General features: G+C 31.1%; 30 protein-coding genes, 1 tRNA gene and 1 pseudogene. 14 read left to right on the top strand and 18 right to left on the bottom strand.

The features are described from left to right. Positions 1 to 282: pseudogene (locus tag EU96_RS0109520) on the top strand (photosystem II q(b) protein); the annotation flags it as partial. Between the two features lie 107 nt (positions 283 to 389). Continuing rightward, positions 390 to 1,487, top strand: a complete 1,098-nt coding sequence (gene aroC, locus EU96_RS00570; protein WP_032527519.1) for a chorismate synthase — start codon at positions 390 to 392, stop codon at positions 1,485 to 1,487. Positions 1,488 to 1,521: 34 nt separating this feature from the next. On the opposite strand, the gene EU96_RS00565 is transcribed toward aroC, so the two are convergent. From EU96_RS00565 to isiD, 6 genes are all read right to left on the bottom strand, one after another. Beyond that, positions 1,522 to 2,148 (bottom strand): bifunctional 4-hydroxy-2-oxoglutarate aldolase/2-dehydro-3-deoxy-phosphogluconate aldolase, encoded by a 627-nt coding sequence (locus EU96_RS00565; RefSeq protein WP_032527520.1) that lies wholly within the window; start codon positions 2,146 to 2,148, stop codon positions 1,522 to 1,524. 22 nt (positions 2,149 to 2,170) lie between these two features. After that, the gene (gene ftsH, locus EU96_RS00560; RefSeq protein WP_032527521.1) at positions 2,171 to 4,024 is read right to left on the bottom strand and encodes an ATP-dependent zinc metalloprotease FtsH; all 1,854 of its coding nucleotides are present in this window, start codon (positions 4,022 to 4,024) and stop codon (positions 2,171 to 2,173) included. A 46-nt stretch (positions 4,025 to 4,070) separates the two neighbouring features. Next, the gene (sat, locus tag EU96_RS00555; RefSeq protein WP_032527522.1) at positions 4,071 to 5,246 is read right to left on the bottom strand and encodes a sulfate adenylyltransferase; all 1,176 of its coding nucleotides are present in this window, start codon (positions 5,244 to 5,246) and stop codon (positions 4,071 to 4,073) included. Positions 5,247 to 5,318: 72 nt separating this feature from the next. After that, positions 5,319 to 6,113 carry a photosystem II manganese-stabilizing polypeptide gene (locus EU96_RS00550; protein ID WP_032527523.1) on the bottom strand — a complete coding sequence of 265 codons (795 nt, stop codon included), beginning with the start codon at positions 6,111 to 6,113 and terminating at the stop codon, positions 5,319 to 5,321. A 217-nt stretch (positions 6,114 to 6,330) separates the two neighbouring features. Then, the gene (gene coaBC, locus EU96_RS00545; RefSeq protein ID WP_032527524.1) at positions 6,331 to 7,587 is read right to left on the bottom strand and encodes a bifunctional phosphopantothenoylcysteine decarboxylase/phosphopantothenate--cysteine ligase CoaBC; all 1,257 of its coding nucleotides are present in this window, start codon (positions 7,585 to 7,587) and stop codon (positions 6,331 to 6,333) included. Then, positions 7,577 to 7,798 (bottom strand): protein IsiD, encoded by a 222-nt coding sequence (isiD, locus tag EU96_RS00540; RefSeq protein ID WP_032527525.1) that lies wholly within the window; start codon positions 7,796 to 7,798, stop codon positions 7,577 to 7,579. Before isiD ends, coaBC begins: the two co-directional genes overlap by 11 nt. A 218-nt stretch (positions 7,799 to 8,016) precedes the next feature. On the opposite strand from isiD, the gene EU96_RS00535 reads away from it, so the two are divergent. Beyond that, positions 8,017 to 8,217: a hypothetical protein gene (locus EU96_RS00535; protein WP_032527526.1), complete on the top strand. Its 201-nt coding sequence runs from the start codon at positions 8,017 to 8,019 to the stop codon at positions 8,215 to 8,217. Positions 8,218 to 8,228: 11 nt separating this feature from the next. Then, complete coding sequence (locus EU96_RS00530) at positions 8,229 to 8,570, top strand: DUF565 domain-containing protein (RefSeq protein WP_032527527.1); 342 nt, start codon at positions 8,229 to 8,231, stop codon at positions 8,568 to 8,570. Positions 8,571 to 8,572: 2 nt separating this feature from the next. Here the strand turns inward: EU96_RS00530 and EU96_RS00525 are convergent, their stop codons facing one another. Together EU96_RS00525 and EU96_RS0109525 are read right to left on the bottom strand one after the other, a co-directional pair. Then, positions 8,573 to 9,589 (bottom strand): aspartate carbamoyltransferase catalytic subunit, encoded by a 1,017-nt coding sequence (locus tag EU96_RS00525; protein ID WP_032527528.1) that lies wholly within the window; start codon positions 9,587 to 9,589, stop codon positions 8,573 to 8,575. Positions 9,590 to 9,594: 5 nt separating this feature from the next. Further along, complete coding sequence (locus EU96_RS0109525; RefSeq protein WP_072014710.1) at positions 9,595 to 10,194, bottom strand: DNA-3-methyladenine glycosylase; 600 nt, start codon at positions 10,192 to 10,194, stop codon at positions 9,595 to 9,597. A gap of 170 nt (positions 10,195 to 10,364) precedes the next feature. Here EU96_RS0109525 and gatC point away from each other — a divergent pair, with 170 nt between their 5' ends. Continuing rightward, positions 10,365 to 10,658, top strand: coding sequence for an Asp-tRNA(Asn)/Glu-tRNA(Gln) amidotransferase subunit GatC (gatC, locus tag EU96_RS00520; protein WP_032527530.1), 294 nt, complete (start codon positions 10,365 to 10,367; stop codon positions 10,656 to 10,658). 1 nt (position 10,659) lies between these two features. Here the strand turns inward: gatC and EU96_RS00515 are convergent, their stop codons facing one another. After that, the gene (locus EU96_RS00515) at positions 10,660 to 11,646 is read right to left on the bottom strand and encodes a fatty acid desaturase (protein WP_080735256.1); all 987 of its coding nucleotides are present in this window, start codon (positions 11,644 to 11,646) and stop codon (positions 10,660 to 10,662) included. 202 nt (positions 11,647 to 11,848) lie between these two features. On the opposite strand from EU96_RS00515, the gene EU96_RS00510 reads away from it, so the two are divergent. From EU96_RS00510 to ileS, 3 genes are all read left to right on the top strand, one after another. Then, positions 11,849 to 11,930 (top strand) — tRNA-Leu (locus EU96_RS00510). A 90-nt stretch (positions 11,931 to 12,020) separates the two neighbouring features. Continuing rightward, positions 12,021 to 12,449: a hypothetical protein gene (locus EU96_RS0109535; RefSeq protein WP_241434587.1), complete on the top strand. Its 429-nt coding sequence runs from the start codon at positions 12,021 to 12,023 to the stop codon at positions 12,447 to 12,449. Between the two features lie 122 nt (positions 12,450 to 12,571). Beyond that, positions 12,572 to 15,478 (top strand): isoleucine--tRNA ligase, encoded by a 2,907-nt coding sequence (ileS, locus tag EU96_RS00505; RefSeq protein WP_032527534.1) that lies wholly within the window; start codon positions 12,572 to 12,574, stop codon positions 15,476 to 15,478. Positions 15,479 to 15,545: 67 nt separating this feature from the next. Here ileS and EU96_RS10720 read toward each other — a convergent pair whose 3' ends face one another. Both EU96_RS10720 and EU96_RS00500 read right to left on the bottom strand, forming a co-directional pair. Next, positions 15,546 to 15,665, bottom strand: coding sequence for a hypothetical protein (locus EU96_RS10720; RefSeq protein WP_440589346.1), 120 nt, complete (start codon positions 15,663 to 15,665; stop codon positions 15,546 to 15,548). A 100-nt stretch (positions 15,666 to 15,765) separates the two neighbouring features. Further along, on the bottom strand, positions 15,766 to 16,389 hold the full coding sequence (locus EU96_RS00500; RefSeq protein ID WP_032527610.1) for a DUF3177 family protein: 624 nt from the start codon (positions 16,387 to 16,389) through the stop codon (positions 15,766 to 15,768). Positions 16,390 to 16,512: 123 nt separating this feature from the next. Between EU96_RS00500 and trmB the strand changes: the two genes are divergently transcribed. Next, complete coding sequence (trmB, locus tag EU96_RS00495) at positions 16,513 to 17,142, top strand: tRNA (guanosine(46)-N7)-methyltransferase TrmB (protein WP_032527535.1); 630 nt, start codon at positions 16,513 to 16,515, stop codon at positions 17,140 to 17,142. A 7-nt stretch (positions 17,143 to 17,149) separates the two neighbouring features. Here trmB and glmM read toward each other — a convergent pair whose 3' ends face one another. Beyond that, a complete protein-coding gene (glmM, locus tag EU96_RS00490) occupies positions 17,150 to 18,502 on the bottom strand; it encodes a phosphoglucosamine mutase (RefSeq protein ID WP_032527536.1) in 1,353 nt (450 codons plus the stop codon). A 136-nt stretch (positions 18,503 to 18,638) separates the two neighbouring features. Between glmM and EU96_RS00485 the strand changes: the two genes are divergently transcribed. After that, on the top strand, positions 18,639 to 19,184 hold the full coding sequence (locus tag EU96_RS00485) for a thioredoxin domain-containing protein (RefSeq protein WP_032527537.1): 546 nt from the start codon (positions 18,639 to 18,641) through the stop codon (positions 19,182 to 19,184). A gap of 3 nt (positions 19,185 to 19,187) precedes the next feature. Here the strand turns inward: EU96_RS00485 and thyX are convergent, their stop codons facing one another. From thyX to EU96_RS00470, 3 genes are read right to left on the bottom strand one after another with little or no spacing between them, the layout of a single operon-like run. Beyond that, the gene (thyX, locus tag EU96_RS00480) at positions 19,188 to 19,820 is read right to left on the bottom strand and encodes an FAD-dependent thymidylate synthase (protein ID WP_032527538.1); all 633 of its coding nucleotides are present in this window, start codon (positions 19,818 to 19,820) and stop codon (positions 19,188 to 19,190) included. Between the two features lies 1 nt (position 19,821). Further along, complete coding sequence (dcd, locus tag EU96_RS00475) at positions 19,822 to 20,415, bottom strand: dCTP deaminase (RefSeq protein WP_032527539.1); 594 nt, start codon at positions 20,413 to 20,415, stop codon at positions 19,822 to 19,824. Between the two features lie 4 nt (positions 20,416 to 20,419). Beyond that, positions 20,420 to 21,001, bottom strand: coding sequence for a cob(I)yrinic acid a,c-diamide adenosyltransferase (locus EU96_RS00470; RefSeq protein ID WP_032527540.1), 582 nt, complete (start codon positions 20,999 to 21,001; stop codon positions 20,420 to 20,422). Positions 21,002 to 21,203: 202 nt separating this feature from the next. On the opposite strand from EU96_RS00470, the gene ntcA reads away from it, so the two are divergent. From ntcA to EU96_RS00455, 3 genes are read left to right on the top strand one after another with little or no spacing between them, the layout of a single operon-like run. After that, a complete protein-coding gene (gene ntcA / locus EU96_RS00465) occupies positions 21,204 to 21,938 on the top strand; it encodes a global nitrogen regulator NtcA (protein WP_032527541.1) in 735 nt (244 codons plus the stop codon). A gap of 39 nt (positions 21,939 to 21,977) precedes the next feature. Then, on the top strand, positions 21,978 to 22,937 hold the full coding sequence (locus EU96_RS00460; protein WP_032527542.1) for a DUF3084 domain-containing protein: 960 nt from the start codon (positions 21,978 to 21,980) through the stop codon (positions 22,935 to 22,937). Between the two features lie 6 nt (positions 22,938 to 22,943). Further along, positions 22,944 to 23,381, top strand: coding sequence for a hypothetical protein (locus EU96_RS00455; RefSeq protein WP_032527543.1), 438 nt, complete (start codon positions 22,944 to 22,946; stop codon positions 23,379 to 23,381). On the opposite strand, the gene EU96_RS00450 is transcribed toward EU96_RS00455, so the two are convergent. The 3 genes from EU96_RS00450 to psbH all read right to left on the bottom strand — a co-directional run bounded on the left by EU96_RS00450 (position 23,362) and on the right by psbH (position 24,569). Next, entirely contained in the window at positions 23,362 to 23,619 is a 258-nt protein-coding gene (locus tag EU96_RS00450) for a DUF3146 family protein (protein WP_032527544.1), read from the bottom strand. The two genes, EU96_RS00455 and EU96_RS00450, sit on opposite strands and share 20 nt — an antisense overlap. Positions 23,620 to 23,621: 2 nt before the next feature. Next, positions 23,622 to 24,227: an aminoacyl-tRNA hydrolase gene (gene pth, locus EU96_RS00445; protein WP_032527545.1), complete on the bottom strand. Its 606-nt coding sequence runs from the start codon at positions 24,225 to 24,227 to the stop codon at positions 23,622 to 23,624. A gap of 141 nt (positions 24,228 to 24,368) precedes the next feature. Beyond that, complete coding sequence (psbH, locus tag EU96_RS00440) at positions 24,369 to 24,569, bottom strand: photosystem II reaction center phosphoprotein PsbH (protein ID WP_002805661.1); 201 nt, start codon at positions 24,567 to 24,569, stop codon at positions 24,369 to 24,371. Positions 24,570 to 24,649: 80 nt separating this feature from the next. Here psbH and psbN point away from each other — a divergent pair, with 80 nt between their 5' ends. Continuing rightward, a complete protein-coding gene (gene psbN, locus EU96_RS00435; protein WP_025900277.1) occupies positions 24,650 to 24,802 on the top strand; it encodes a photosystem II reaction center protein PsbN in 153 nt (50 codons plus the stop codon). Positions 24,803 to 24,878 lie beyond the last annotated feature (76 nt).

Here is a 24,878-nt window from a genome sequence, read left to right on the forward strand (position 1 = left end):
AACAGCAGAAGTCTTCACTTCTTCCTAGCTGTATTCCCAGTTGTTTGTGTATGGTTAACTTCAATGGGTATCTGCACAATGGCATTCAACCTTAACGGTTTCAACTTCAACCAGTCAGTTGTTGATGCAAACGGTAAGATTGTTCCTACATGGGGTGACGTTCTTAACAGAGCAAACCTAGGTATGGAAGTAATGCACGAGCGTAACGCTCACAACTTCCCACTTGATCTAGCAGCAGCTGAGTCTACAACAGTAGCTCTTTCAGCTCCAGCTATCGGTTAAGCTAAAGTTCTTAATTTTACAAGCCCCCTTTTTGGGGGTTTTTTTTTGTTTAATTTTCAATTGGTTTCATATAATGTTTATATATAGATAAAACATTTGATATTTCCATGAGTAGTAGTTTTGGAAAAATTTTTCGTGTGAGTACTTTTGGAGAATCACATGGTGGTGCAGTAGGAGTTATCCTTGATGGATGTCCTCCAAAGTTAAAAATAGATATACAGCTAATACAAAATGAATTAGATAGGCGTAGACCTGGACAAAGTGACATTACAACACCCCGAAATGAAGAAGATAAAATTGAAATATTAAGTGGGATAAAGGAAGGGTTAACACTTGGAACTCCAATAGCGATGTTGGTAAGAAACAAGGATCAAAGACCAGGAGATTATAATAATTTGGAGCAAGTATTTAGACCATCTCATGCGGATGGTACATATCATCTGAAATATGGAATTCAGGCTAGTTCCGGTGGTGGAAGAGCCTCTGCAAGAGAAACCATTGGAAGAGTAGCAGCTGGTGCTATTGCAAAACAATTATTAAATAACTTGTGTAACACTGAAATACTATCTTGGGTAAAGCGTATACATGATATTGATTCTGATATAAATAAAGAGAATATTTCTATAAATAAAATAGATTCTAATATTGTTAGATGTCCTGATGAAAAGGTATCAACAGAAATGATCGAGAGAATTAAGGAATTAAGGCATCAAGGAGACTCTTGTGGTGGTGTTATTGAATGTTTGGTAAGAAATGTTCCGTCTGGTCTTGGGATGCCTGTTTTTGATAAATTAGAAGCTGATTTGGCAAAGGCTTTGATGTCTTTGCCTGCGACGAAAGGCTTTGAAATAGGTTCAGGTTTCTCGGGAACTTATTTAAAGGGAAGCGAACATAATGATGCATTCATTAAGTCTGATGATATTAGTAAGTTAAGAACAACATCTAACAATTCAGGAGGTATACAGGGCGGAATAAGTAATGGCGAAAATATTGAGATGAAGATAGCTTTTAAGCCTACAGCAACCATAGGGAAAGAACAGAAAACAGTAAATGCTGAAGGAAAAGAAGTATTGATGAAAGCAAAAGGGAGACATGATCCATGCGTTCTACCAAGAGCAGTTCCTATGGTTGATGCTATGGTCGCTTTAGTACTTGCTGATCATTTGCTTCTGAATCATGCTCAATGTGGCTTAACGAATAATTAGTAGTTTTGTTAAATAAATTATATTTATCCTTAATTTAATTATTTTTGAGCCATTCACGTATTTTTGGATCAAATTTTTTATTTTTGATACCTTTATCTCCAATTACGATTGCTTTATATCCTAAAGATTTATAAGTTTTTAAATCATTGATTGATAGTCCTCCAGCAGCAATGAAATCAATATTTTTATAGTTGAGTATATTTATTGAACTATCTTTACTTTTTATTGGATAAATTTTGATAATGTTGCACTTTAAATTTATCGCTTCCTCAAGATCTTTTAAATTTTTAATTCCTGGAATTAACAAATAATTTTTTGACTTCGCATAATTTAAAAGATCTTTATCCCAAAATTTCATCATCGAAAAATTTAATCCAATTTTTAAAGAATCTTTTATTGATTGTTTATTAACTACGGAGGCAGAGCCTAAATTAATTCTTGGATATTTGATTTTGATATCTGATACAAAATCTAACCAATATTCGTTGTTAGACCAACTTATTTCAATATTCTTTAATCCTAATTTTACTAATGTTTCTAATTCTTCAAAAAATGAATTCCTTATAGAGGTATTTGAGTAAATATTTTTTTCAGGTTTTATCATTAAAAAAAAAGACTCTTTTTTCAGTAGCTCAGAAAAAGAATCTTCTTTAATATTCATTAAAAAATTTAAATTTTTAAAATTAGATATAGTTTGCGACTTTAACTTCTGATCGATTGAGCAAATCTTGAATATCTTCAGTATCTATTGTTTCTCTTTCAATAAGCATTTCAGCCATTTCGTCAAGAACAGTTCTATTATCTGATAAAACCTTTGTAGCTCTCTTATATGCAATATCAACAAGATCCGAAACCTCTTCATCAATTGTTGCGGCAGTGTCTTCAGAGAAGTCTCTAGTAGAGCTCATATCTCTTCCTAGAAACATTCCACCTTGAGACTGCCCTAGAGCAACTGGACCAATTTTATCACTCATACCAAATTTAGTGATCATTTGTCTTGCTACATTAGCAACTTGCTGTAAATCATTTGAGGCTCCAGTTGTAACTTCTTCTTCTCCATAGACTATTTCTTCAGCAACTCTTCCCCCTAGAGCTACAGCCATTTGATTTTGAAGATAAGAACGAGAGTAAAGACCTGATTCCATTCTTTCTTCACTTGGGGTAAAGAATGTTAGACCTCCAGCTTGACCTCTAGGAATTATTGAAACTTTTGCTACAGGATCATAATCAGGCATTAATGCTCCTACAAGCGCATGACCAGCTTCGTGATAAGCAACTAATTCTTTTTTCTTATCACTTATGACTCTATCTTTCTTTTCTGGACCAGCCATAACTCTTTCAATAGCATCGCCAACTTCATCATTGCTTACTTTGTCAAGATCTTTTCTAGCTGCAAGTATTGCTGCTTCATTGAGCAGATTAGCTAAATCAGCACCAGTAAAGCCTGGCGTTCTTCTAGCAACTTTATCTAGATCAACATCTTTGGAAAGTGTTTTATCTTTAGCGTGAACATTTAGTATTTGCAATCTTCCAGCATAATCAGGTCTATCGACGGTTACCTGTCTATCAAATCTTCCGGGACGCATTAAAGCTGAATCTAAAACATCGGGTCTATTGGTAGCTGCAACTATTATTATTCCGGAATTACCCTCGAAACCATCCATTTCGGTAAGGAGTTGGTTTAAAGTTTGTTCTCTTTCATCATTTCCTCCACCCATACCAGCACCCCTTTGTCTTCCCACTGCATCGATTTCGTCGATGAAAACTATGCAGGGAGCGTTCTTTTTGGCTTGCTCAAAAAGATCTCTAACTCTACTAGCACCAACACCCACAAACATTTCTACAAATTCTGAACCTGATATTGAGAAAAAAGGTACCCCTGCTTCTCCAGCAACTGCTTTAGCTAGTAATGTTTTTCCTGTGCCAGGAGGGCCAACAAGTAGGACACCTTTTGGGATTTTTGCCCCGACTGCAGTAAATCTATCTGGGCTTTTAAGAAAATCTACAACTTCAGTTAATTCTAATTTTGCACCTTCAACACCGGCAACATCTGAAAAAGTTACCTGTGTGGATGGTTCCATTTGGAGTCTGGCTTTACTCTTGCCAAAACTCATGGCAGGGTTGCCACCTCCAGCATTCCCGCTTTGGGATCTTCTGAAAAGAAAAAATAGTCCTCCAATTAAAAGTACTGGGAAAATTAAGCTACTTAAAGCCTGTTGCCATGGATTAGATAATTTTGTGGGAGTTACAGCTATATCTACATTATTCTCAGTTAGGATTTTTAATAGATCTTTGTCAGGGGCTAAATTGACCTCAGATCTGCTTCCATCATTTTCAACAACTTGAGCTGTGGCATTGTCTGGAGATATTAGGACTCTACTGATTTCTTTATCTTGAACTGCCTCTATAAAATCACTATACCTTAAAGTCTTTGTAGCATTTTCGATACTAGGTTTATCAAAAACAGAAGTACCAATGAAAATTACAGTAATTACAGCTAGGACATAAAGTCCTACGTTTCTCCAACGTTTGTTCACAATAAATAATCTTTAATAAATATATAATACTAATAATAAAACAATATTAAGAGTTTCTTAGAACATCTACTACACTTTTGAATGCAAACCATTCTGGAATTGGTTCGCCGCTCCTCAATTTCTTCCTGAATTCTGTACCACTAAGTTTCATAATTTGATAATTACATTCTTTAGCTTCTTCAGCTGTAATATACCCTTTTTCCTTGGTATAAACTAAATTTTTTGAAGGAACAGTTTGCATCATTAACTCGCCTGCACATTTATTTGCAAAATTCTGTGCGTCATATGGGCCATAAAAATCTTCACCAGTTGATGATGACTTACAACCAGCCATATCTCTACCGATAATAAAATGGGTGCAGCCATAATTTCTTCTGATTATCATATGTTGAAGAGCTTCTCTTGGCCCTGCCATATGCATTGAATAAGGTAAAAAAGCCCATTTTATCCTTTCATCAGATATTTCTTCTTCCAATTCTTTATAGGTCAAATATCTAACTTTTCCAGGGATATCATCTTGTTGTGTTGGCCCACAAGTTGGATGTACTAAAACAACTGAATTAGGAGAGACATTATCTGAGAGTAAGGCATTAGTAAATAATTCATAATGTGCTCTATGAATTGGATTTCTGCATTGAAATGCAACTACATCATAATTCGATGGTAGCGTAGCTCTTACTTCTGCAGGAGTTTTGCAGGGAAACTCTCTAATTGGCAATTCGAAACCATAAACTCTCCCTCCTATATAAAATCTTCCCCTCTCATTAAAAATCATCTTAACAGCAGGATGATCTAAAGAATTAGTGCCATAACAAAGTTCAGCTTCTAAGGATTTATCAGGCTCCCATATAGAACTTACTTCTAAAACTGCTATTTTTTGGTTTTTATAGGTAAGCAAGATTGTTTCTCCAGCTTTTACTTCTTCATTGTTTGAATCAAATACAATAGGTAAGCCAAAAAGTAAACCGCTTGTATCTCTATTATTTTTGATAACCGATTTGTAGTTATTTTCATCCATAAAACCTTCCAATGGAGAAAAAGCACCAACCATCAAAAGTTCTACATCACATGCATTTCTCTCGCTACATTCAAACTCATAATTAGCTTTAGAGATAAGATCATTTTTGAGGATATTATCTTTGATAATTAAATTTTTTAGTTCCCCTCCATAAGGCGGTATTAGCCCATTAGAGTCTGTGTTTGTTTTTTGTTGTAATTCCATTTTTTGAATTGATAAATAAAAATTTTGAAAAAAAAAGAGGGGTTGACCCCCCTTTTATTTCTTCACTAGCATTTATGCTTTTCTTCCGTATAGCTCTCCGATTATTTTTACATCAAGTGGATCTTTTGAGCCCATGTCAGTATCTGAAGGTTGGATAGCTTCAAAAGTACCAGCAAATTCGTCTGTATCAGAATCTACATTATTGATTGAAAGAGTAATAACGCCAGTACCATTCACATCAACTTTAATATTTTCTTTAGCAAGTTCTTCATCATCTCCTCCTAATGCAACTAAACCTTGAGCATATTCAACACCTGTATTTTTAGCTCTTGCTTTAGGATCTAAAAAATCACCAGTTCTGTAGTTGGGTGTAAATGTTGAACCACTAACCTCGGTACCTGGTTCAATAGATGAAGGTAAATCAGCTGTAAGGTCTTTTGCTGAGAATGCAAACGGAACCTCTAAGCCACCAGGAGTTAAGACAGTAATAAGCTGAAAATCTATACCACCTTTTTCGGTGAAAGTTCCTGAATTTATATCTCCATAAACTTCTGTAACTGTGGTGTTATTTCTAGGACTAATAATTTTTGTAGAAACAAATTCTGCAGCTTTTCTTTTCGTCCCTGGCACTTTTACATAAACTTCTGTTGGATGCATGCATATTCCTTTAAGGCTATCTCCATTCCCTAAGGATATTGATCCTACAAGAGATGTGTCTAATGTAGGACAGTCATTAGCTTTACCTGTGTTAACAACATCTGTAAATTGTGCATTTCCTCTTTCAGAAAAAGCAAATGTTTTAACAGGTACGAAAGCAAAAGTTATACAAATTGAAATAACAAAAGCTAAGAAAGAACGAATTCTCATAATTAAAGTTGCAGTAAAGTTCTGTGACGATTGATTAAAGGTCATCTAAATAGTTCAGTACGGATATTACAAGGGAAAGGACCATAAAAGATAGGACTTTTAAATCCTCGAAACAACCCGTAGCTTTTTAGATATTAAAAAAACTGGAATTATTGTAAGCTATCACATTATTTTTAATGATTAAGATTACAAAAAAATACAAATTTGAAATTTGTTTTTATTTTTTTTCTGAAATAATTTGAGTTATTAATTGATTTGCTAAATCAATTTTTGATGTTTTTTTGATATGAAACTCCATCTTTTTTGTATCGAATAGCCAACCTTCATTTTGTGCTAAGAAACCAAATCCTTGACCTTCAAGATCAATTGGATTTGCGAATAGATAATCACAACCTTTTTGAAAAATCTTTTCTTTAATTATTATTCTTGCTTCTTCAATAGATCCTGTAAAAGCGCAAAAGCCTACAAAAACTTGGTTATCTTTTTTTGATTCACTTATTGTTTTTAGGATATCTGGGACTAGTTCGAAATTTTTATTTAAATAATCATTAATTTTATTTTTGGGAATTTTACCTGAAGTATTAGAGATTATCTTGAAATCAGATACTGCTGCATTCATGAAAAAATAATCACAATTTGAAATTTCATTCTTAATAGCCCTAATTAAATCAACACTAGTCTCAATTTCATATCTTTTTATTCCATCAGTAAGATCTTTATTGATCTTCAAAGGCCCATGCACATATTTTACTTGTGCTCCTCTGAACCTTGCTACTTGCGAAATGAGTAAGCCCATAGCTCCAGAACTCTTGTTAGTAATATGTCTTGCCGCGTCAATTTTTTCTGAGGTGCAGCCTCCAGTTATTAAAAATTCTTTGTTAAGTAAATCTTTGCGATAAGGATTTTGATTGTGTGAAATTATAAATTCGAGAGCTAGCTGAATTAGATCATTGGGAGGTATCTTACCGATGCCAATAGCATCGCATGCTAAGAGACCTTCACTTGGGTGCAAAGATAAAACATTTTCGTAATTCTGTAAATTCTCATAATTTTTTTGGACAGCTTCATTTAGCCACATTTGTGTATTCATTGCTGGCGCAACAATAATCGGCTTAATATTTGCCATTAAAATGCTTGGAATTAATCCTTCTGCATTTCCAGTTACCCATTTTGATAATGTTGTCGCCGTTAAAGGGGCAATGATTAAGATATCTGCCCAATTGCATAGTTCTATATGAAGAGGTGTGGATTGAATATTTGACCATTGATCATTTTCTAAAATGCAAGAGTTTCTACTTAAGATAGAAAGGGAAAGCGGCTTTATTAATTTTTCTGCATTTTCAGACAAAACGCACCTTATTTCATAATTTTCTTTCGCTAATTGGCTAACTAATAATGGAATTCTTACAGCTGCAATACTCCCTGTTATTAATAAAAGAACCTTTATTTTGGAGTCCTCAGTTTTAGTTTTCATCGAAAGGTTCCTGATCAAGGAGATGGATATAATCTGATGTTAATTCAGGTCTATTGATTGCAAGGGCTCTCAGTAAATGCCAGTCTTTTAAACCATCAAATGGTGTCTTGTAATTATCCTCTTCTAGTCTTGTTGCAAGCTCAAGGGTCATTTTTTCATCAAAAGAATTTACTAGTTCCTCATTTATTTTATTTTCAGAAATAAATTCCATATTGAATGCAACCAATATATTTTAATAATAAAGCCTCAAGTAATTATTTAAAATTGATGGAAGTATTAATTACATATTTCGAGAATATGAAAAATTTTTAAATACATTATCTTTGTAAATTCTTATGAAGTCATTTATCTTCATTCTCAGTCATAAATATGCAAACTCCCTTTATCAAAAATATTCTTTCTTAAAATAAGTTTGTCTTAAATTAAATCATGTCGCAAATCAAGAGAGAGCAAGTTATTAGTCATATTCGCTATTTAAGGCAAGAACTAAGAGAAATGCATTTCAGCATTAAAGAAGATGACCTTTTCCCTGAACCAGGAGAACTAAGAGGAATAATTGCTCAGTTGGAGGCATTACTTGAATTAGTAGATGGTAATACTAAAATTCAATCAAACTCTGAAGCGGCTTAGTTTAAAGCAAAATGGTTTTTAGACCTCAAAAGACAAAATTTCAAATTAAGATTGTAGAAAATATTCAGACATTAAGTATTTGGGCTAATAATCCATGGCGAAGATATTCAATATCATTAATTACACTTTTAGTTGGCTACTTTTTGGGAAGTTCTCTTGGCATGGTAAGTGCCGTTGTGGAACTAATGGATCCTGTAGCTGCTTTCTTATCAGTAGTTTTTATTGAAATTTTAATAGTTCTAAGAAGAAATTTTCGATTTAAAAGGAAAAAGAAATTTTTGGTACTTTTGTTGGATTCTCTAAGATTAGGATTATTTTATGGCTTCTTTACTGAAAGTCTTAAGTTGCTATAAATTTATTTGTTGTATTTCTGTAATAGATAAAGTAAAGCCATTCTTATCGGTATGCCATTCGCAACTTGATTATTGATTAAGCAATTAGGATATTCATCTACTATTTTACTACTTATTTCAATATCTCTATTAATAGGTCCAGGATGAAGAATTGGAATTTCTTTAGTATTAAAAGATAATTTCTCTGGGGTTAAGCCATAATCCAAACTATATGAATCAATACTGCTTAGTAAATTTTCCATCATTCTCTCTTTCTGTAGTCTTAAAACAATAATTGCATCTGCAATTTTTATTGATTCTTCCAATGATCTAGAAATTGTTATGCAGCCTCTTGATCGAACAGGATCTTCTTTTTGATTTGGCACAGGGGTTTTTAAAAAATTGATAAATTCATCAGGTATTAATGTTTTAGGACCACATAAGATTATGTCTGCGCCGAATGCACTTAAAGCCCAAAGATTTGATCTTGCAACCCTTGAATGATTTACGTCTCCAATTATTAAAATTTTTTTGGAATTTAAAACCTCTGGATTAAGTGATTTTTTTGAAAAGAATTTTATTAGTGTATAGATGTCAAGCAATCCTTGGCTAGGGTGACTATGTAATCCATCGCCCGCATTAAGAACCGAAGTCTTGGAATTTATTGCATCAAGTTTTTTAGCGATCTCAAAGGTTATGTAACTTGATGAATGTCTTATAACTAATGTATCTGCTCCCATAGCAGAATAAGTTATGGCTGTATCAATTATTGTTTCACCTTTTGTTAAAGAACTAGAGGATGGAGCAAACGTTTGTACATCCGCTGATAGCCTTTTTGCTGCAAGTTCAAAGCTATTTTTTGTTCTTGTACTAGCTTCAAAAAACAAAGACGTTACCAAAGTGCCTTGTAAGGCTGGTATCTTTTTTGTCCCTGCGTTCTTTAATGCATCAAATCTATTAGCTAATTCAAATACTGACTCATAATCTTGAATTGAAAAATTAGCGAGTGTGTGGATATGTTTATGAGGCCAAATTTGCATTACGCTTAAAAAGATAAATGATTATTTAATTTAGGTGTTCTGTCACCTTTTAATCTTTTACTTACACTCCTACTATTTTTGAGATACCATCGCCATTTTATATTTTTTGCCTTTGATATGCCAATTCTTGTAGTTTGAATAAGATCTTTTTCTTCTAGAGTTGAGTCTTTTTGAGAAATCCATAAAGATTTGTTTTTAAGAACTTCAAGTGAGTTGAATGATACGTCAACACCGAATGTCTTAGTAACTAGGCCAGGTCCAGAAGCTAATCTTTCATTCTTTTTAGAGATAAAAACTGCCCTGATTAATACACCACTCGCAAAATTTTCCTTATCAGTCACTATGTTTAAACAATGATGAATGCCATAAGATTTGTAAATATAAAATGTTCCAGGTTTGCCAAATAATGATTTATTTGATTCAGTTATTTTCCTGAAGCCATGACAGGCTTCTTCTTCCTGTGAATAAGCTTCAGTTTCAACAATAATCCCCTTAACTTGATCTTTCTCATTATTTTTTTTTATTAGGTAACAGCCTATTAAATCAGGGGCAACAAGCTTAGAGTGCCGATTAAAGAAATTTTTTGGAAATAAGTTTTCTTCTATTTTTCAGTATTTATCTAATATTATATTTAGCTGAGAAAGATAATTAAGGCTATTAATTGATATTGATTTTCAAAGAGAAATGTATATTATCTTATGAATATTTGAAATTCAAATGATATATATAAGTGTTCTAAGTAAACTATAATTTAACTAAGGAAAACATTAAAGGTATGACAAAAATAACTAAACAGGAAGTAAAAAAAGTTGCTCATTTAGCTAGATTGGAACTCAACGAGGATGAAATTAATAATCATGCAAAACAATTAGAAAATATATTGGAATATATAAAACAACTTGAAAAAATTGATACAAATGATGTGCCATGTACAACAAGAGCAATAGAGGTTTTTAATGTTTTTAGAAAAGACGAAAAGAAAAATTCTGATTGCACTGAAGAGATTTTAGAATTGGGGCCATCTAGAGAAGATAAATACTTTAAAGTACCAAAAATTTTAAATCAATAAGTTAGTTGCCTCCTATAAATGTTTTATTAACAAGCCTTAGTAAAAATTTTTTTATTTTATATCCTGGATATAAATTTATGATTTTTCTTATATTCCCCCTCTTTTTGCTATGACTCCTTACACCTATAAATAAATCATAAATAAAGTTATAAATGTCTTCTTTGGTTTCAAATATACCAACTCTTTGAGGGGAGCCTTTCATATCCAATAATGGCTTAGTTTTTTCATATGCTACTTTGTATTCAAACCAAGGAATCGAAGGCCAAAGATGATGAATTAGATGGTAATTTTGGCCCATTATTAATAAATTCATAAATTTGCTTGGATAAACTCGAGAATTCAACCATTTGTTTCTTGATCGAAAAGGTCTATGGGGAAGATAATCAAAAAATATTCCTAAAGTAACTCCCACCATTAATGCTGGTCCGAACCATAGATTATAGATTAGATTCATGAAGTCAAACTTTATACCTGCCAAGATTATTGTTATAAAGATAGATCTTTCAATACCCCATTGAAGTAATTCATATTTTCGCCAAAGTTTTCTTTGAAAGAAAAATACTTCATGATAAAAAAATCTTGGAGCAATTAGCCATATTGGACCGAAAGTACTGACGATATGATCTGGATCATTTTTTGGATGATTTACGTGAATATGATGTTGTAAATGTACTCTTGTAAAAACTGGAAAACTAAATCCTAAAATAATTGCTGAACCATGACCCATGGCTTGATTTATCCAAGGAACTGGATGGGCAGCTTTATGACATGCATCATGAATTACAGTACCTTCAATATGTAAAGCTAAAAAAGCAGTTGCTACAAGTAAAGGTAAAGGCCAAACACCCCTATACCATTGCCATATGCTTAGAAAAGCAAGAAAATAACCGCCAAAAAAAAGACCTAATGTTGGATTCCAAAAACTTGGCGGATCTACATAATTTTTTATCTCCTTTTGCCAATTAAATGTTTTTGAAGAATTAGTAATTTTTGTTGTATTTTTATTCGTTAAGTTTGAAATCGTTTCTTATATTCTCTAAATAATATACCTAAAATTTTTATATGATTGCATGTTTAGATCTAAAAAAAGTTTTAAAGACATATTTAATTTGATTTTTATGTGTCAAATTAATCATCTTAAGTTAAAAATATTTTTAAAATAATCCACTTTCAATTATTATTTTATTTGAGCGGTCGTGGCGGAATTGGTAGACGCGCGAGTTTTAGGTACTCGTATCTTCGGGTGTGGGAGTTCAAGTCTCCCCGACCGCATTTAAGGAAATTCTAATAGGATATTTATTTATTATTATTAACTCCTTATAATGAAATGAAAATGTATAAATTAGTAGTTTGATAGTTTATTTGGGATCTTTTTATATTTTAATTGGGGCTTTATTTTTAATAGTACCTTTAATTTATCTTGAGCTAGGCAGACCAAAAGACTTAATAAAAGCTTTTTTGAATTTATTAATTGGTTTAGTATTAATAATTAAAAATAAAACTATAGATGCTTCATTTTATGTAATTTTCCTCTTATTAACCGTACTAGTTATCTTTTACCTAATAGAGATTTTTGTATTTAGATGGAATCAATTGACAGATAAAGAAAAGAATAAATTAACTACCTTTCTGGAATTCAAAAATAATCTTTCGAAAATATTAGAGGCTATTAATCTTGGATTTAGGAATTTTGCAAAACCTTTAAATGTATTTAATTTTGGTAGCAACAATCAAAATACAAGCCCAAAAAAGTGGGTAAGAAATGATAAAAATGATAATATAAAAATCTGAAACCAAATCAATTGGTTATTTTCAACATGCAAAAAAAAATACAGGTCAATATAAGAAAGAATATAGTAAATTAGATCTATTCAAACAATTCTATTGATCACCAATATCGCCTTTACCGTTGTATGAAATCTCAAAATAGCAAAGAAAAAAAATCAGACTTTTCTTATAAAGAGACTTTAAATTTACTTAAAACTGACTTCTCAATGCGTGCTAACTCAGTTGTAAGAGAACCTGAGATTCAAGATTTTTGGGCTAATAATAATATTGATTTCGAATTAGGTTCAAACAACTCAGGAAAAACATTTACATTGCACGATGGCCCACCTTATGCAAATGGAGCGCTGCATATGGGTCATGCTCTTAATAAAGTTTTAAAGGACATAATAAATAAATACAAAACCTTGAGAGGATTCAGAGTACATTATGTTCCTGGTTGGGACTGCCATGGATTACCTATTGAATTAAAAGTACTTCAGAATTTAAAATCTGATGAAAGAAAGAATCTAGATACTCTAAATCTAAGAAAAAAAGCAACAGATTATGCGTACATACAAATAAACAATCAAATGGAGGGTTTTAAAAGGTGGGGCATATGGGGAGATTGGGATAATCCTTACTTAACTCTTAAGAAAAGTTATGAATCTGCTCAGATTGGAGTATTTGGGAAAATGTTTTTAAATGGCTATATATATCGAGGTCTTAAACCTGTTCATTGGAGTCCAAGTTCGAGGACTGCACTCGCAGAAGCAGAATTAGAATATCCTGATGAACATTATTCAAAAAGTATTTATGTTTCCTTAAAAATCACTAAAGTACCCGAAAAAATTCTATTAGAATTCTGTCAAGAAAATCCCAATATTGAAAAGGATGTTTTTCTAAGTAATTCGTTCATAACTATTTGGACCACCACACCCTGGACCATACCCGCAAATGAAGCAGTTACCGTAAATCCAAAAATAAAATATGTTTTTGCTATTGATGAAGAGAAAAGAATATACCTCTTTGCAAAAGAATTATCTTCTGAAATTAGTAACAAATTTAAAAAAGATCTAAAGACTCTTTTTGAGGTTAAAGGGACTTCCTTGGAAGGTATTGAATATCAACATCCTACCAAAAATAAAAATTGCAGAATTTTGATTGGGGGTGATTACATCACTACAGAATCAGGTACTGGAATTGTTCATACTGCACCAGGTCATGGGATAGATGATTTTAATGTGGGGCAGAAATATGATCTACCTACCACATGTGTTGTTGACGAAAAAGGGAATTTAAATGAATATTCAGGCCAATTCAAAGGATCAAATGTCCTTAAAGATGCAAATGATTTAATTATTGAATATTTAAAGGGAAATAATTTGCTCCTATTACAAGAAAATTATAAGCATAGATACCCTTATGATTGGAGAACCAAAAAACCAACTATTTTTAGAGCAACAGAACAATGGTTTGCATCTGTAGATGGCTTCAGATCATCTGCATTAAAGGCGATTGAAGATGTTGAATGGATGCCAGCAACTGGAAAGAAAAGAATTTATTCTATGGTTGTTGGTAGAGGGGATTGGTGTATTTCCAGGCAAAGGTCTTGGGGTGTTCCAATTCCAGTTTTTTTTAAAAAAAATGGTAATGAAATTCTCCTAAACAGCGAGATAATTAATCATATACAAGAACTTTTTAGTGAACATGGAGCAGATATTTGGTGGGATTGGGATGTTAAGAATCTATTGCCAGAAAATTATGCAAAAGATTCTGATTTATGGAAAAAAGGAACAGATACAATGGATGTCTGGTTCGATTCAGGATCTAGCTGGGCCGCAGTGTGTGAACAAAGAAGTGAATTAAAATATCCAGCAGATCTTTATTTAGAGGGCTCAGATCAACATAGAGGTTGGTTCCAGTCTTCTTTGCTCACATCTGTTGCAGTTAATAATAAACCTCCATATAAGAAAGTTTTAACTCATGGTTTTGCACTAGATGAAAACGGAAGAAAAATGAGTAAATCTTTAGGTAATGTTGTTGATCCAAATATAATTATTAATGGAGGTAATAATAAAAAAACCGACCCTGCTTATGGAGCTGATGTTCTAAGGCTCTGGGTAAGCTCGGTAGATTATTCAGTAGATGTTCCAATTGGTTCAAATATACTCAAGCAGCTATCAGACGTTTATAGAAAAGTTCGTAATACAGCAAGATATCTTCTAGGCAATATTCATGATTATGACCCAAATATTGATAGTTTTGAAATTGATCAATTGCCGCTCTTAGATCAATGGATGTTAGGCAGACTAGTTGAGGTTACAGATCAAATATCAAATGCTTATGAAAATTATGAGTTTTCAAAATTTTTTCAAATCTTACAAAGTTTTTGCGTTGTAGATCTATCAAATTTCTATTTAGATATTGCTAAGGATAGGTTATATGTAAGTTCTAAATCACAATTTAGGAGAAGATCATGTCAGTTTGTAATGTCTAAAGTTGTTGAAAATTTAGCTGTTCTTATTTCTCCAGTACTATGTCATATGGCTGAAGATATTTGGCAAAATATTCCATATTCAACTAAAGAAAAATCTGTATTTCAAAGAGGATGGCCAATTTTTTCAGAGTCCTGGAAAAATGAAACTCTTAATGAACACATCACAAATTTGAGAAATTTGAGAGTTGAAATTAACAAAGCTATAGAAGGATGTAGAAACAAACAAATAATTGGAGCAGCTTTAGAAACAGAAGTTAATTATTTACCTGAAGATAAAGTTGTAAAAGATTCTCTTACTTGGCTAAAAAGATTTGGTAATGCAGATGTAGATTTATTTAGGGATTGGCTTATCGTTTCAAATTTCCAAGTGGTATCCGATTTGGTTGATAATTCTCTAATTATCGATAAAAATGAACTTGGAAAGATCCAAATCTTAAAGGCTGATGGTGAAAAATGTGATAGATGCTGGCATTATCAAAAAGAAACTGTTAGTGGAATTCAAAATACAAAATTATGCAAAAGATGTTCAAATATTATTAATCTTGAATTTCCTTAAATACAATTTTTTTGATTCAAAAAGAAAATTAAGTTTTAATTTTCTCTTATAAAGTTTTTTGTTTCCTTTAAAGGTGCTTTAAAAAATTTAAACTTTGTAAGTATATATCTAAATTGAATAACTTTTTTTCTAAATCTATTTCAGTTGGATGAGTGGTAGAGCTACTGAAACCTTTGAAAATAATTATTTCTAACTGTTCTTTATGATTTTCTTTTAGAGTCTAACCCTCTATTTTAAGTACCCTATTAGGTATCAAGGAACTTATTTTTTCTAAGTTATTTAATAAATTAATATCTGCCATTTTCGGAGAAAGAAGAGTTTCTTCCATTTTTAGGTAATTTAATTATTGACCATTGAATCAATCCTAAAGTATAAATTAATAATGAAAATAATCCTAAAAATTTTGCTATGGGCTGAGTAAAGTTAGCTCCGAAGAAAAAATTAAATAAATTTTTGATAATAATATATAAATTTGAAGAAGGCTGAAGCCATATCTCACATGCAGCAGAATTAATAGAAGAAAAGCAGTTAAAGTTTTGCAAACTTTGGATTAAGAAATTTAGAGATATAAAAGTAAGAGACCATCTCCACACTTTTGTCGTTGTAGTAAGGGGGTAAGTAAAGTCATATTCTTTTAATTCATCATTTATATCGTTCCAAAACCAAACTGAAATTGTCATTAATAATGTTGAAATATTTGTTACTAGAAGAGCATAATTAAACTTACCTATTAAAAGTAAAAGGCTTATAAAAAATAAAAGGGATATTTTCCAATAAATTGATAGAAGTTTATTAACAGCTTGATTTCTTTTTTTAATTGACCAAAAGAATAAAGTAATAGGAATACCAACAAGGAAAATTATTGAAAGTTGAAAAGATAGCCAAATAGAAATTTGATTAAAAACGTTCAAAACTTTTTCTTTTTTACATACATAATAATTAAACATCAAACTGTTACTTTTTAACTTACTATTGTCATAGTTATGAATATTATAAATTTTTATATTATTGCCGAGGAATAGATTAATACTTGTATGAGACAGCATGTTAATCCGCTTAGTAAAAATTTCAATGAAATTGAGAGAATACCTTCTTTGATTGAAATGTTTGGTGATCCTAAATTGAATCTGCATTTGGATATAGGTTGTGCTGCGGGTGAGTTTCTATTTGATTTAGCTTTAGTTAATACCAGTTGGAATTATTTAGGAATTGAAATACGTGAGAAATTAGTTAAAACTGCTAAATTAAAAGTGCGAGATAGAGAAATTAAAAATTTATATTTTGTATTTGGCAATGCTAATAATATTTTTAATGATGTCCAGAGTAACTTTTTTATAGAGAATGTAAAAAGTATTTCTTTTAACTTTCCAGATCCTTGGTTTAAGAAGAGACATTATAAAAGGCGAGTAATCCAGAAAGAATTTATTGATACTCTCTCAAACTCATTGCAAAAAGGATCACTAATTTTTATAAAAACTGATGTAAAGGATTTATTCGATTATATGGATTGCACTATATCAAGAAATTCTAATTTTAAAAAAATGGATAAAAAGGATTTTAATTATTCCGAAAGTTTTAATCCAAATAAATTTAAAACTAATAGGGAGAAGTATGTTATTCTTAACCAACTTCATATTTTTGAGAGGATTTATATAAAAATTTGATTCATAATTAATTCATTATTTTATTAATTTCCAAAGAGAGTTTGTTTGTTATTTCACTTGATAAAGAATTGACTTTGGTATGATTTTTGGCCTCAACAAGAACTCGCATTAAGGGTTCTGTTCCACTAGGTCTTATATAAACTCTAAAATTATCTGAATTATTTGCCTGGTAAATTTCTATAGTTCGATCAATTAAGATTCTGGTTTTTGGGTTTATTTTATTAATATTAAAATCTAAATTGATGTTGGTTAGTTTCTGAGGAAAAGGGTCGAAACTGCTTTTAAACCAATCATTTAAAGTAATATTTTTCTTTTTACAGTATTTAGCAATTTGAAGTGCAGTCAGTATCCCATCTCCAGAAAAGTTATTAATTTTTGACAGTATATGACCTGACTGCTCACCTCCTAAAACAGCTCTTTTTTCCTTAATTGCGTCATGAACGTATTTATCTCCTACATCAGTTCTATGTAAAATCCCACCAATTTTGTTCCAGGCTTTTTCAAAACCTAAATTTGCCATTTGAGTTGATATTAGTAAATTATTTGTAAGAATCTTTTGTTCCATAAGTTCTCTCCCCCAAAGAAAAAGAATATGATCTCCATCTAATACATTGCCTTTAGAATCTAATCCAATTACTCTATCGGCATCACCATCGAAGCTAAATCCCATATCTGCAGGATTTTCTTCTAATTCTTTTTTTATTGGTTCAAGGTTAGTAGAACCACAGTTCATATTAATTTTTAAACCATTTTTTGAGTTATTGATAACTCTTACATCAGCTCCAAGATTCTTAAAAATTTTTTTTGCGCAGGTTGTAGCTGATCCATAGCATGTGTCTAATATTATTTTCAAGCCGCTTAAATTTTCTCCGCCCATTGTGTCGGTTAAGCTTTTCATATAAATATCCATAAGTTCTTTATTTGTTTTTAAAGAGAACTCTTTTCTAGGAACTGATTGATTTTGATTTTGTTCTTCAACTAATTTTTGAATTTTATTTTCAACTTCTTTAGTAATTTTTTGACCATTATGATCAAAGATTTTTATGCCATTGTATTCTGGTGGATTATGACTAGCAGATATCATTATCCCGCTACTCATTTTTTCTTTTTTGATTAAAAAAGGGATAGCTGGGGTAGGGCATATTCCAAGATTTATGAATTTTCTGCCACTTGCATTTATACCTTTTGTTATTGCCTGAAGCAGAATATCTCCACTAATCCTTGTATCTCTTCCAATTAATATTGGATTATTATTTTCTAAATTTGAACCTAAAGCATATCCAACTTTATAGGCTAGAGAATAAGTTATCTCTTTATTAAATCTTCCTCTTATCCCATCAGTTCCAAAGATTGATTGCATAATTAGATTTCAGGAATCAAATATATTTTGATCATTATTTAGTTCTTATTTTATCAGTTGATTAAAAGGTAACCGATTTAAATTCTCTTTATTTGTCTAACTTATTTAAAATGTCTTTAGTGAGTAACAATTTATAATGCAATCTGAGAGTAGAGAGCCACTATTAAACCCAAATTTTAAAGCAATACTCGTTTTACTTATTGCTGTTGTTATTATTGCTGTGGTTTTATTTAGAAATTTTATTTTTCAATCAACTTATCTTCTTAAGAGTTTTGGAGAATTATCTGTTGATCCTGAAATAGCTTTTAAAAACAATAAGCCCACTTTCCTTGAATTTTATGCTGAATGGTGTGAAGTTTGCAAAGAAATGGCTCCAAAAGTATCTTCATTAAAAGAGGAATACGAGAAAGATTTTAATTTTGTTTTTTTAAATGTTGATAATCAAAAATGGGATAATTACATCCGAAAATTTGATGTTAATGGGATTCCTCAAGTTAATCTTTTTGACAAAAAAGGTAATTTAATATCTACTTTTATTGGTAAACAAGAAGAATTTACAATAAGAGATTCTATTGATCAAATAGAAAAAAAAGCAAAATCTCACGAAGAAATTATTAATAATGACTTTTCAATATTAAAAGGAAATAATAAAAATAAAGTTAATCCTCGTAGTCATGGATAATTATTACCAATCTAAGGATTTTGATACAATCGGAAAACTTTTTTTGAAAATAGACTTGCAATTTTGGGCAATAGACATGTGCTCTTCTTGAGTACCATGAGCTGATCTTAAATGAATGTAATGTATCCATGATCTACATGATCCAGACATGTAGATTCTCGTTGGAGTTGCTAATGGTAAAATAAATCTCGCACATTCTTTAGCTATTCCTTCAGCAAGTAAATCTTCATATAATTCTGAAGCAGCTTTAAAGTGTGATGCAATTTTTGCATTGAATTTATTTTTTAACTCATCAGGTAGATCAGGAATTGAATTTTGCCTATTTTTAAAATCTTGTCTTCTCAACTCTGGTAAAGGAATATTCCCCAATTGAGAACTATCTGCGTATCTCTGTGAAAATTCCTGGAAAGTAAATGATCGATGTCTTAAAATTTGAGCTGCAATTCCTCGGTTGGTTTCTATTTGTAAGGTCATAAATGACTGTTCAAATACACTCCAATGTTCATTCTTAATGCAATAACTCAATAATTTCGAATAATCTTCGTTTTTCTGATTTTTTGGATTACTAACTCTTGCAATGTAAGCCATTGTTTTTTCTGCATCAGGAGTTAATGAAATCAGTTCGACTTTACTCATTTTATATCTTTGCTAGAGTTACTTTTTCTGGTTGGTTTTGATATTTACCTCTTCTATCTTCATAGGTGGTGGAGCAAGGATCACCTTCAAAAAAGAGTAGTTGACAAATACCCTCGTCAGCATAAATTCTGCAATCTGCACCTGAACTATTACTAAACTCCAAAGTTAGGTGGCCCTCCCATCCTGCTTCTGCAGGTGTTGTATTAACTATAATTCCAAGTCTTGCGTAAGTACTTTTTCCTATGCAAATCACAGTTATATTATCTGGTACTTTCATTTTTTCTAAAGCCACCCCTAAACCATAGGAATGTGCAGGAAAAATAAAAAAGTCTCCATCATCATCATGGTGAAGAATAGTTTTTTCTAAATTATCAGGATTAAACCTTTTGGGATTCATCACAGTACCAGGGATATGTCTAAATATTAGAAATTCATTTGATGAGAGTCTTAAATCATATCCATAAGATGAACATCCGTAACTCAAAACTGGCTTTTGTTGATTATTAGGTTCAAGATGCCTTATCAAATTTGATTGGAAGGGGTGTATCATTCCCTCAGATGCTTTTTGATTTATCCAGAGATCGTTTTTAAGCATTGGTTTATGAGCGAAGTTCGGTGATTTGGTTGGCCATTAATAATAAATCTTTGGGGATATCTGTACCAGTAAGGATTACATCTCCTGATATAAATCGGTTTTCAAGTGTTGAAATCAAATCATCCTTATCGATGATTTTCATCTCAATTGCAAGAAAAATTTCATCTAGTATGATTTGATCATTTTCACCAGAAAGTAATTCTTTCTTGCAAAAATTCCATAATTCATAAGTAGATTCATGAATAGATTTTTTTATATTTGGATTATTTTCAATTTCTTCAGAATGATATTGATCAAAAGAATGTGCTGATCTTAACCAAGTTAAATTACCACAAAGCTTTACTGAATTAGTAATTCCTTGTTTAACACCTCCTTTCATAAATTGTACTAAAAGTACTTTCCTGCCTAGAGCTGCATTTCTTAGAGAATCTCTAATTATAGAAGAATAGCTTCCTCTATAGGATGATTGATATATTTGGATTTGCCCATTTTGTGTAAATTTTTTTAAGTTTATTTTTTTAGCAGAACTTATATTTACTAAATCAGAATTACTTTGAGAATAACTATTAGATGAACTAATTAGCATTAATTTAGATTATTTTCTACATGCAGTATAATTTGAATTTATTTACACTGCATATAGTGTAATTTTACTTAAAAAAAACTTTTAAAAAGTTGAAATTAACCGAGAGAATTTCATAGAGAAATAAATAAGAATTGAAAATTGTTACTGTTGATACAAGATATTTTATGGTGTCTTCTTAAGTTTTTTAATAGTCAAGATATTTATGATACCTTCTTCTCGAGGATTCAGCCGCTTTAATTCGCAACAATCCGGACAAAGTAAAATCAACTCTGTTGGAGAACGTTTCCCAATCAATAGAACTTTAATGGAAGTAATTAGAGGTCTGGAGGGTGCAAGCACAGAAATGGTTGAGAGATCTAAAACAATATTTTTCCCTGGGGATCCTGCCGAGAGGGTTTATCTGATAAGGAGAGGAGCAGTAAGATTGTCAAGAGTATATGAGTCAGGTGAAGAGATAACTGTTGCTCTATTAAGAGAAAATAGTCTCTTTGGTGTTTTATCTCTTCTAACAGGCCATAGATCTGATCGTTTTTATCATGCCATAGCATTCACAAGAGTGGAAATGATAACAGCGCCTGCGAATTCTGTTTTAAGAGCAATAGAGGAAGATGCATCAGTAGGCCTATTATTATTACAGGGCCTTTCAAGCAGGATCTTACAGACAGAAACAATGATAGAAACTCTAACTCATAGAGATATGTCTTCTCGTTTGGTAAGCTTTTTAATGGTTCTTTGTAGAGACTTTGGAGTCGCCAGTGAAAAAGGTATTACAATAGATTTGAGACTATCACATCAAGCTATTGCTGAAGCTATTGGTTCAACAAGAGTAACGATTACAAGATTATTGGGTGATTTAAAGGATTCTGGACTCCTTAATATTGAAAGAAAAAAGATTACAGTATTTGACCCAATAGCTCTTGCAAAAAAATTTAATTGATTCATCATTAATTATGATGTATTGAGTGCATGAAATAGTGTGGCCTGGATTTTAATTGCTTTTTTAATATTACTTGGAGGATTAATTGCACCATTTGGGGACCTGCTTGGTACAAAGATTGGTAAAGCAAGATTTAGTATTTTAAAATTAAGACCAAAGAAAACAGCTACAATTGTAACGATAATAACTGGAGGTTTTATTAGTGCAATATCTATAGGATTATTGATTTTAGTTAGTGAAGAATTTAGGCAAAGACTTTTTGTTGATATTCCTTTTTTACAAAAAACTTTGGATGAGAGTAAAAAGGCGCTTCTTCCTTTGCAGCAAGAAAGAAAGAAGCTTGAAGATAAGATTAATAATAAAGAAAAGGAATTAAATCAATTAAAAAGTGATATTAAAGAATTTAGAAGAGGAAATGTAGTAATTAAAAGAGGACAAACTTTATTTATTGGAGAAGTTATTTCTAATCCAAATATAAAATTAGATCTAGGAAAGATTTACAATAGTGCAGATAGATATGTTCAGAAAATTGTAATTCCTAGTAAAAAAGAAATAAAAAATATTCTTTTGTGGAGATCTAGTGATATTAATGAAATTGAAGGAGCAACGGCAAAAGGGGGTAATTGGATCATATTGATTAAAGCAGCAACAAATGTTTTGAAAGGAGATAATTTTGTTTTTGTATATCCAGAATTGCTGGAAAATCAAATTATTGTTAGAAGAGGGGAAGTTATAACTAGCTCAATTCTTGAAAAAAAAGATCTGGATATTGAAAACATCAATTCAACAATCAACACTTTGTTGAAAAAAACTAGAGACAAAATCAAGTCAAGAGGATCTGTCGTCAACGAAATTAAGACAAAAGGGGACTTTCTTAAAAAAATTAGAGACTCTATAAAGATAAATCAAAAAAATAAATATCTTTTAGAGGTTGTCTCTTTAAAAGATAGTAAAACTGCAGAGTCAATAATAGTTGAGTTGAATGTTACTAGACTTTAATCCTTTATGTTTAAATTGATATCTATTGATCCTGGAAAATGTAAATGCGGTTTGGTATTGGTTGATTTGCATCAAAAAAAAGTTGATCAAGCAATAGTCCTCAATACTGAATTTCTACCAAATTATGTAAAAACTTTAAATAGTAATGAAAATATATCAAAAGTTATAATAGGTAATGGGACAACTAGTAGACAAAATATAGAAAAACTTGAATTTATAAAGAAAGATCTAATTATTGTTGAAGAGAAAAATACAACTTTCAGAGCTAAAAAGAGATATTTTGAACTTTTCCCAATTAGAGGTTTAAAAACTTTCCTCCCAAAAGAAATTTTTATCATGAATAAAAACTTGGATGCTGTCTCAGCCTTAATAATTTTGGAAGATTATTGTAATTATAAATTCACTTTGCCTGAACATATCGAAATTAAAACTTGGCTGAAATAGTAAATTTATATTCATTACCAGCTTCTAGTTCATAATCTTTTTTCAATAAAAATCTTAATAGGGCATTCTCAATTAATGCTCTTCCCAAAGGAGGATTCACTAATAACAAACCTTTATTAAAAGACCATATAAAAGTCCATTTAAATTGACTAGCTTCTACAACTCCCTTAATTTGTTTTTTTGCGAAGCAATATTCTTTAACACTTACATTGGCTATTGTTTCTGGTTTTGAACTCATTTTTATATTTGGTCTTTATCAAAAGAATTTAATTTATTTATTATGTATTCTTCTTTTTTAGTATTTAATTGTTCGAGGGACTCTATTACCCTGAGATATACTTTATCCAATATTGATTTTTCTTCTAGAGAAATATTGCCTAATACATGAGAAATTGTATTGAAATTATTGGTTCCTTCTTTACTTGAAGGAGGAGAACCAATACCAATTCTTATTCTATTAAAGTTATGAGTTTGCAATTTCTCAATGATGCTTTTAAGACCATTATGTCCTCCTGAACTCCCTTTTTTTCTAAATCTTATTTTTCCAAGGGGAAGATCTTTATCATCTACTATTACAAAAATTTGATCTAAACTAATTTTGTACCAATCTACTATTGCCTGGACAGCCTCACCACTATTATTCATAAACGTATTGGGTAAGAATAACCTGTAAGTGGAATCATTGGTTTTGAATTCTGAGCAGAAACTTTTAAGTTTATCCTTTAATAAAAAATTTGAATTATATTTTTTCGAGAGATTTTCAAGAAGCAAAAAACCTATATTATGTCTACTGTTTGAGTATTTTTTACCTGGATTTCCCAATCCAATTAAATATATTTCATTCATGAGGTATCTCTAAGTCTCCTTTCATTGAGGATTATAAATATATAAAAACTTACACCTATCTAATGAAAACAAAAATTCCAATAAAATTTTATTTAGTAATTTTAGATTAATTAAATAACTTTTTTAAAGACTTTCAGAAAATTAGTTTCCATTCCAATCTACTGAGAAACCTTGTAAAAGTAGAGATTGATTATAAATCTGTAGAAGAATAACTAAAAAAACCAGAAGTAGTAATCCTATGACTGTCATAACAGGAACTGCTCCCCAACCAGGTACAACTTTTCCTTGACCTGAATTGCCAATTGCTTTTAAAAGACTTCCTAAGGCTGTTTTTTGACCCATGTTGAATTCACAAAATCGTATATTATTTCGCTATTGTATAAGAACTTATACATAAATTGTTTACAAACTTAGCAAAATTGATGCAAACTTTATCATCTGCGCCAGATCCTGCAGTTTCCATAGCCGTAACAATTCTGGCAATACTTCTAGCTTTAACTGGTTTTGGTCTTTGGACTGCATTTGGACCCAAAGCTGCAAAGCTTACAGATCCTTGGGATGACCATGATGATTAATCTCTATAAAGTATTTCAAAATTTTCCAAAAATACAAAAAGTAAACCTTTTACCATAATTTAAATATAAATTTAAT

It is taken from the genome of Prochlorococcus marinus str. MIT 9302, assembly GCF_000759975.1.
GTDB lineage: Bacteria > Cyanobacteriota > Cyanobacteriia > PCC-6307 > Cyanobiaceae > Prochlorococcus_A > Prochlorococcus_A marinus_M.

Excerpts from the sequence above, each read along its gene's own strand:
- aroC (WP_032527519.1), top strand. The coding sequence starts at position 390 with ATGAGTAGTAGTTTTGGAAAAATTTTTCGTGTGAGTACTTTTGGAGAA.
- EU96_RS00565 (WP_032527520.1), bottom strand. The coding sequence starts at position 2,148 with ATGAATATTAAAGAAGATTCTTTTTCTGAGCTACTGAAAAAAGAGTCT.
- sat (WP_032527522.1), bottom strand. The coding sequence starts at position 5,246 with ATGGAATTACAACAAAAAACAAACACAGACTCTAATGGGCTAATACCG.
- EU96_RS00550 (WP_032527523.1), bottom strand. The coding sequence starts at position 6,113 with ATGAGAATTCGTTCTTTCTTAGCTTTTGTTATTTCAATTTGTATAACT.
- coaBC (WP_032527524.1), bottom strand. The coding sequence starts at position 7,587 with ATGAAAACTAAAACTGAGGACTCCAAAATAAAGGTTCTTTTATTAATA.
- isiD (WP_032527525.1), bottom strand. The coding sequence starts at position 7,798 with ATGGAATTTATTTCTGAAAATAAAATAAATGAGGAACTAGTAAATTCT.
- EU96_RS00535 (WP_032527526.1), top strand. The coding sequence starts at position 8,017 with ATGTCGCAAATCAAGAGAGAGCAAGTTATTAGTCATATTCGCTATTTA.
- EU96_RS00530 (WP_032527527.1), top strand. The coding sequence starts at position 8,229 with ATGGTTTTTAGACCTCAAAAGACAAAATTTCAAATTAAGATTGTAGAA.
- EU96_RS00525 (WP_032527528.1), bottom strand. The coding sequence starts at position 9,589 with ATGCAAATTTGGCCTCATAAACATATCCACACACTCGCTAATTTTTCA.
- gatC (WP_032527530.1), top strand. The coding sequence starts at position 10,365 with ATGACAAAAATAACTAAACAGGAAGTAAAAAAAGTTGCTCATTTAGCT.
- ileS (WP_032527534.1), top strand. The coding sequence starts at position 12,572 with ATGAAATCTCAAAATAGCAAAGAAAAAAAATCAGACTTTTCTTATAAA.
- trmB (WP_032527535.1), top strand. The coding sequence starts at position 16,513 with ATGAGACAGCATGTTAATCCGCTTAGTAAAAATTTCAATGAAATTGAG.
- glmM (WP_032527536.1), bottom strand. The coding sequence starts at position 18,502 with ATGCAATCAATCTTTGGAACTGATGGGATAAGAGGAAGATTTAATAAA.
- EU96_RS00485 (WP_032527537.1), top strand. The coding sequence starts at position 18,639 with ATGCAATCTGAGAGTAGAGAGCCACTATTAAACCCAAATTTTAAAGCA.
- thyX (WP_032527538.1), bottom strand. The coding sequence starts at position 19,820 with ATGAGTAAAGTCGAACTGATTTCATTAACTCCTGATGCAGAAAAAACA.
- dcd (WP_032527539.1), bottom strand. The coding sequence starts at position 20,415 with ATGCTTAAAAACGATCTCTGGATAAATCAAAAAGCATCTGAGGGAATG.
- EU96_RS00470 (WP_032527540.1), bottom strand. The coding sequence starts at position 21,001 with ATGCTAATTAGTTCATCTAATAGTTATTCTCAAAGTAATTCTGATTTA.
- ntcA (WP_032527541.1), top strand. The coding sequence starts at position 21,204 with ATGATACCTTCTTCTCGAGGATTCAGCCGCTTTAATTCGCAACAATCC.
- EU96_RS00455 (WP_032527543.1), top strand. The coding sequence starts at position 22,944 with ATGTTTAAATTGATATCTATTGATCCTGGAAAATGTAAATGCGGTTTG.
- EU96_RS00450 (WP_032527544.1), bottom strand. The coding sequence starts at position 23,619 with ATGAGTTCAAAACCAGAAACAATAGCCAATGTAAGTGTTAAAGAATAT.
- pth (WP_032527545.1), bottom strand. The coding sequence starts at position 24,227 with ATGAATGAAATATATTTAATTGGATTGGGAAATCCAGGTAAAAAATAC.
- psbH (WP_002805661.1), bottom strand. The coding sequence starts at position 24,569 with ATGGGTCAAAAAACAGCCTTAGGAAGTCTTTTAAAAGCAATTGGCAAT.
- psbN (WP_025900277.1), top strand. The coding sequence starts at position 24,650 with ATGCAAACTTTATCATCTGCGCCAGATCCTGCAGTTTCCATAGCCGTA.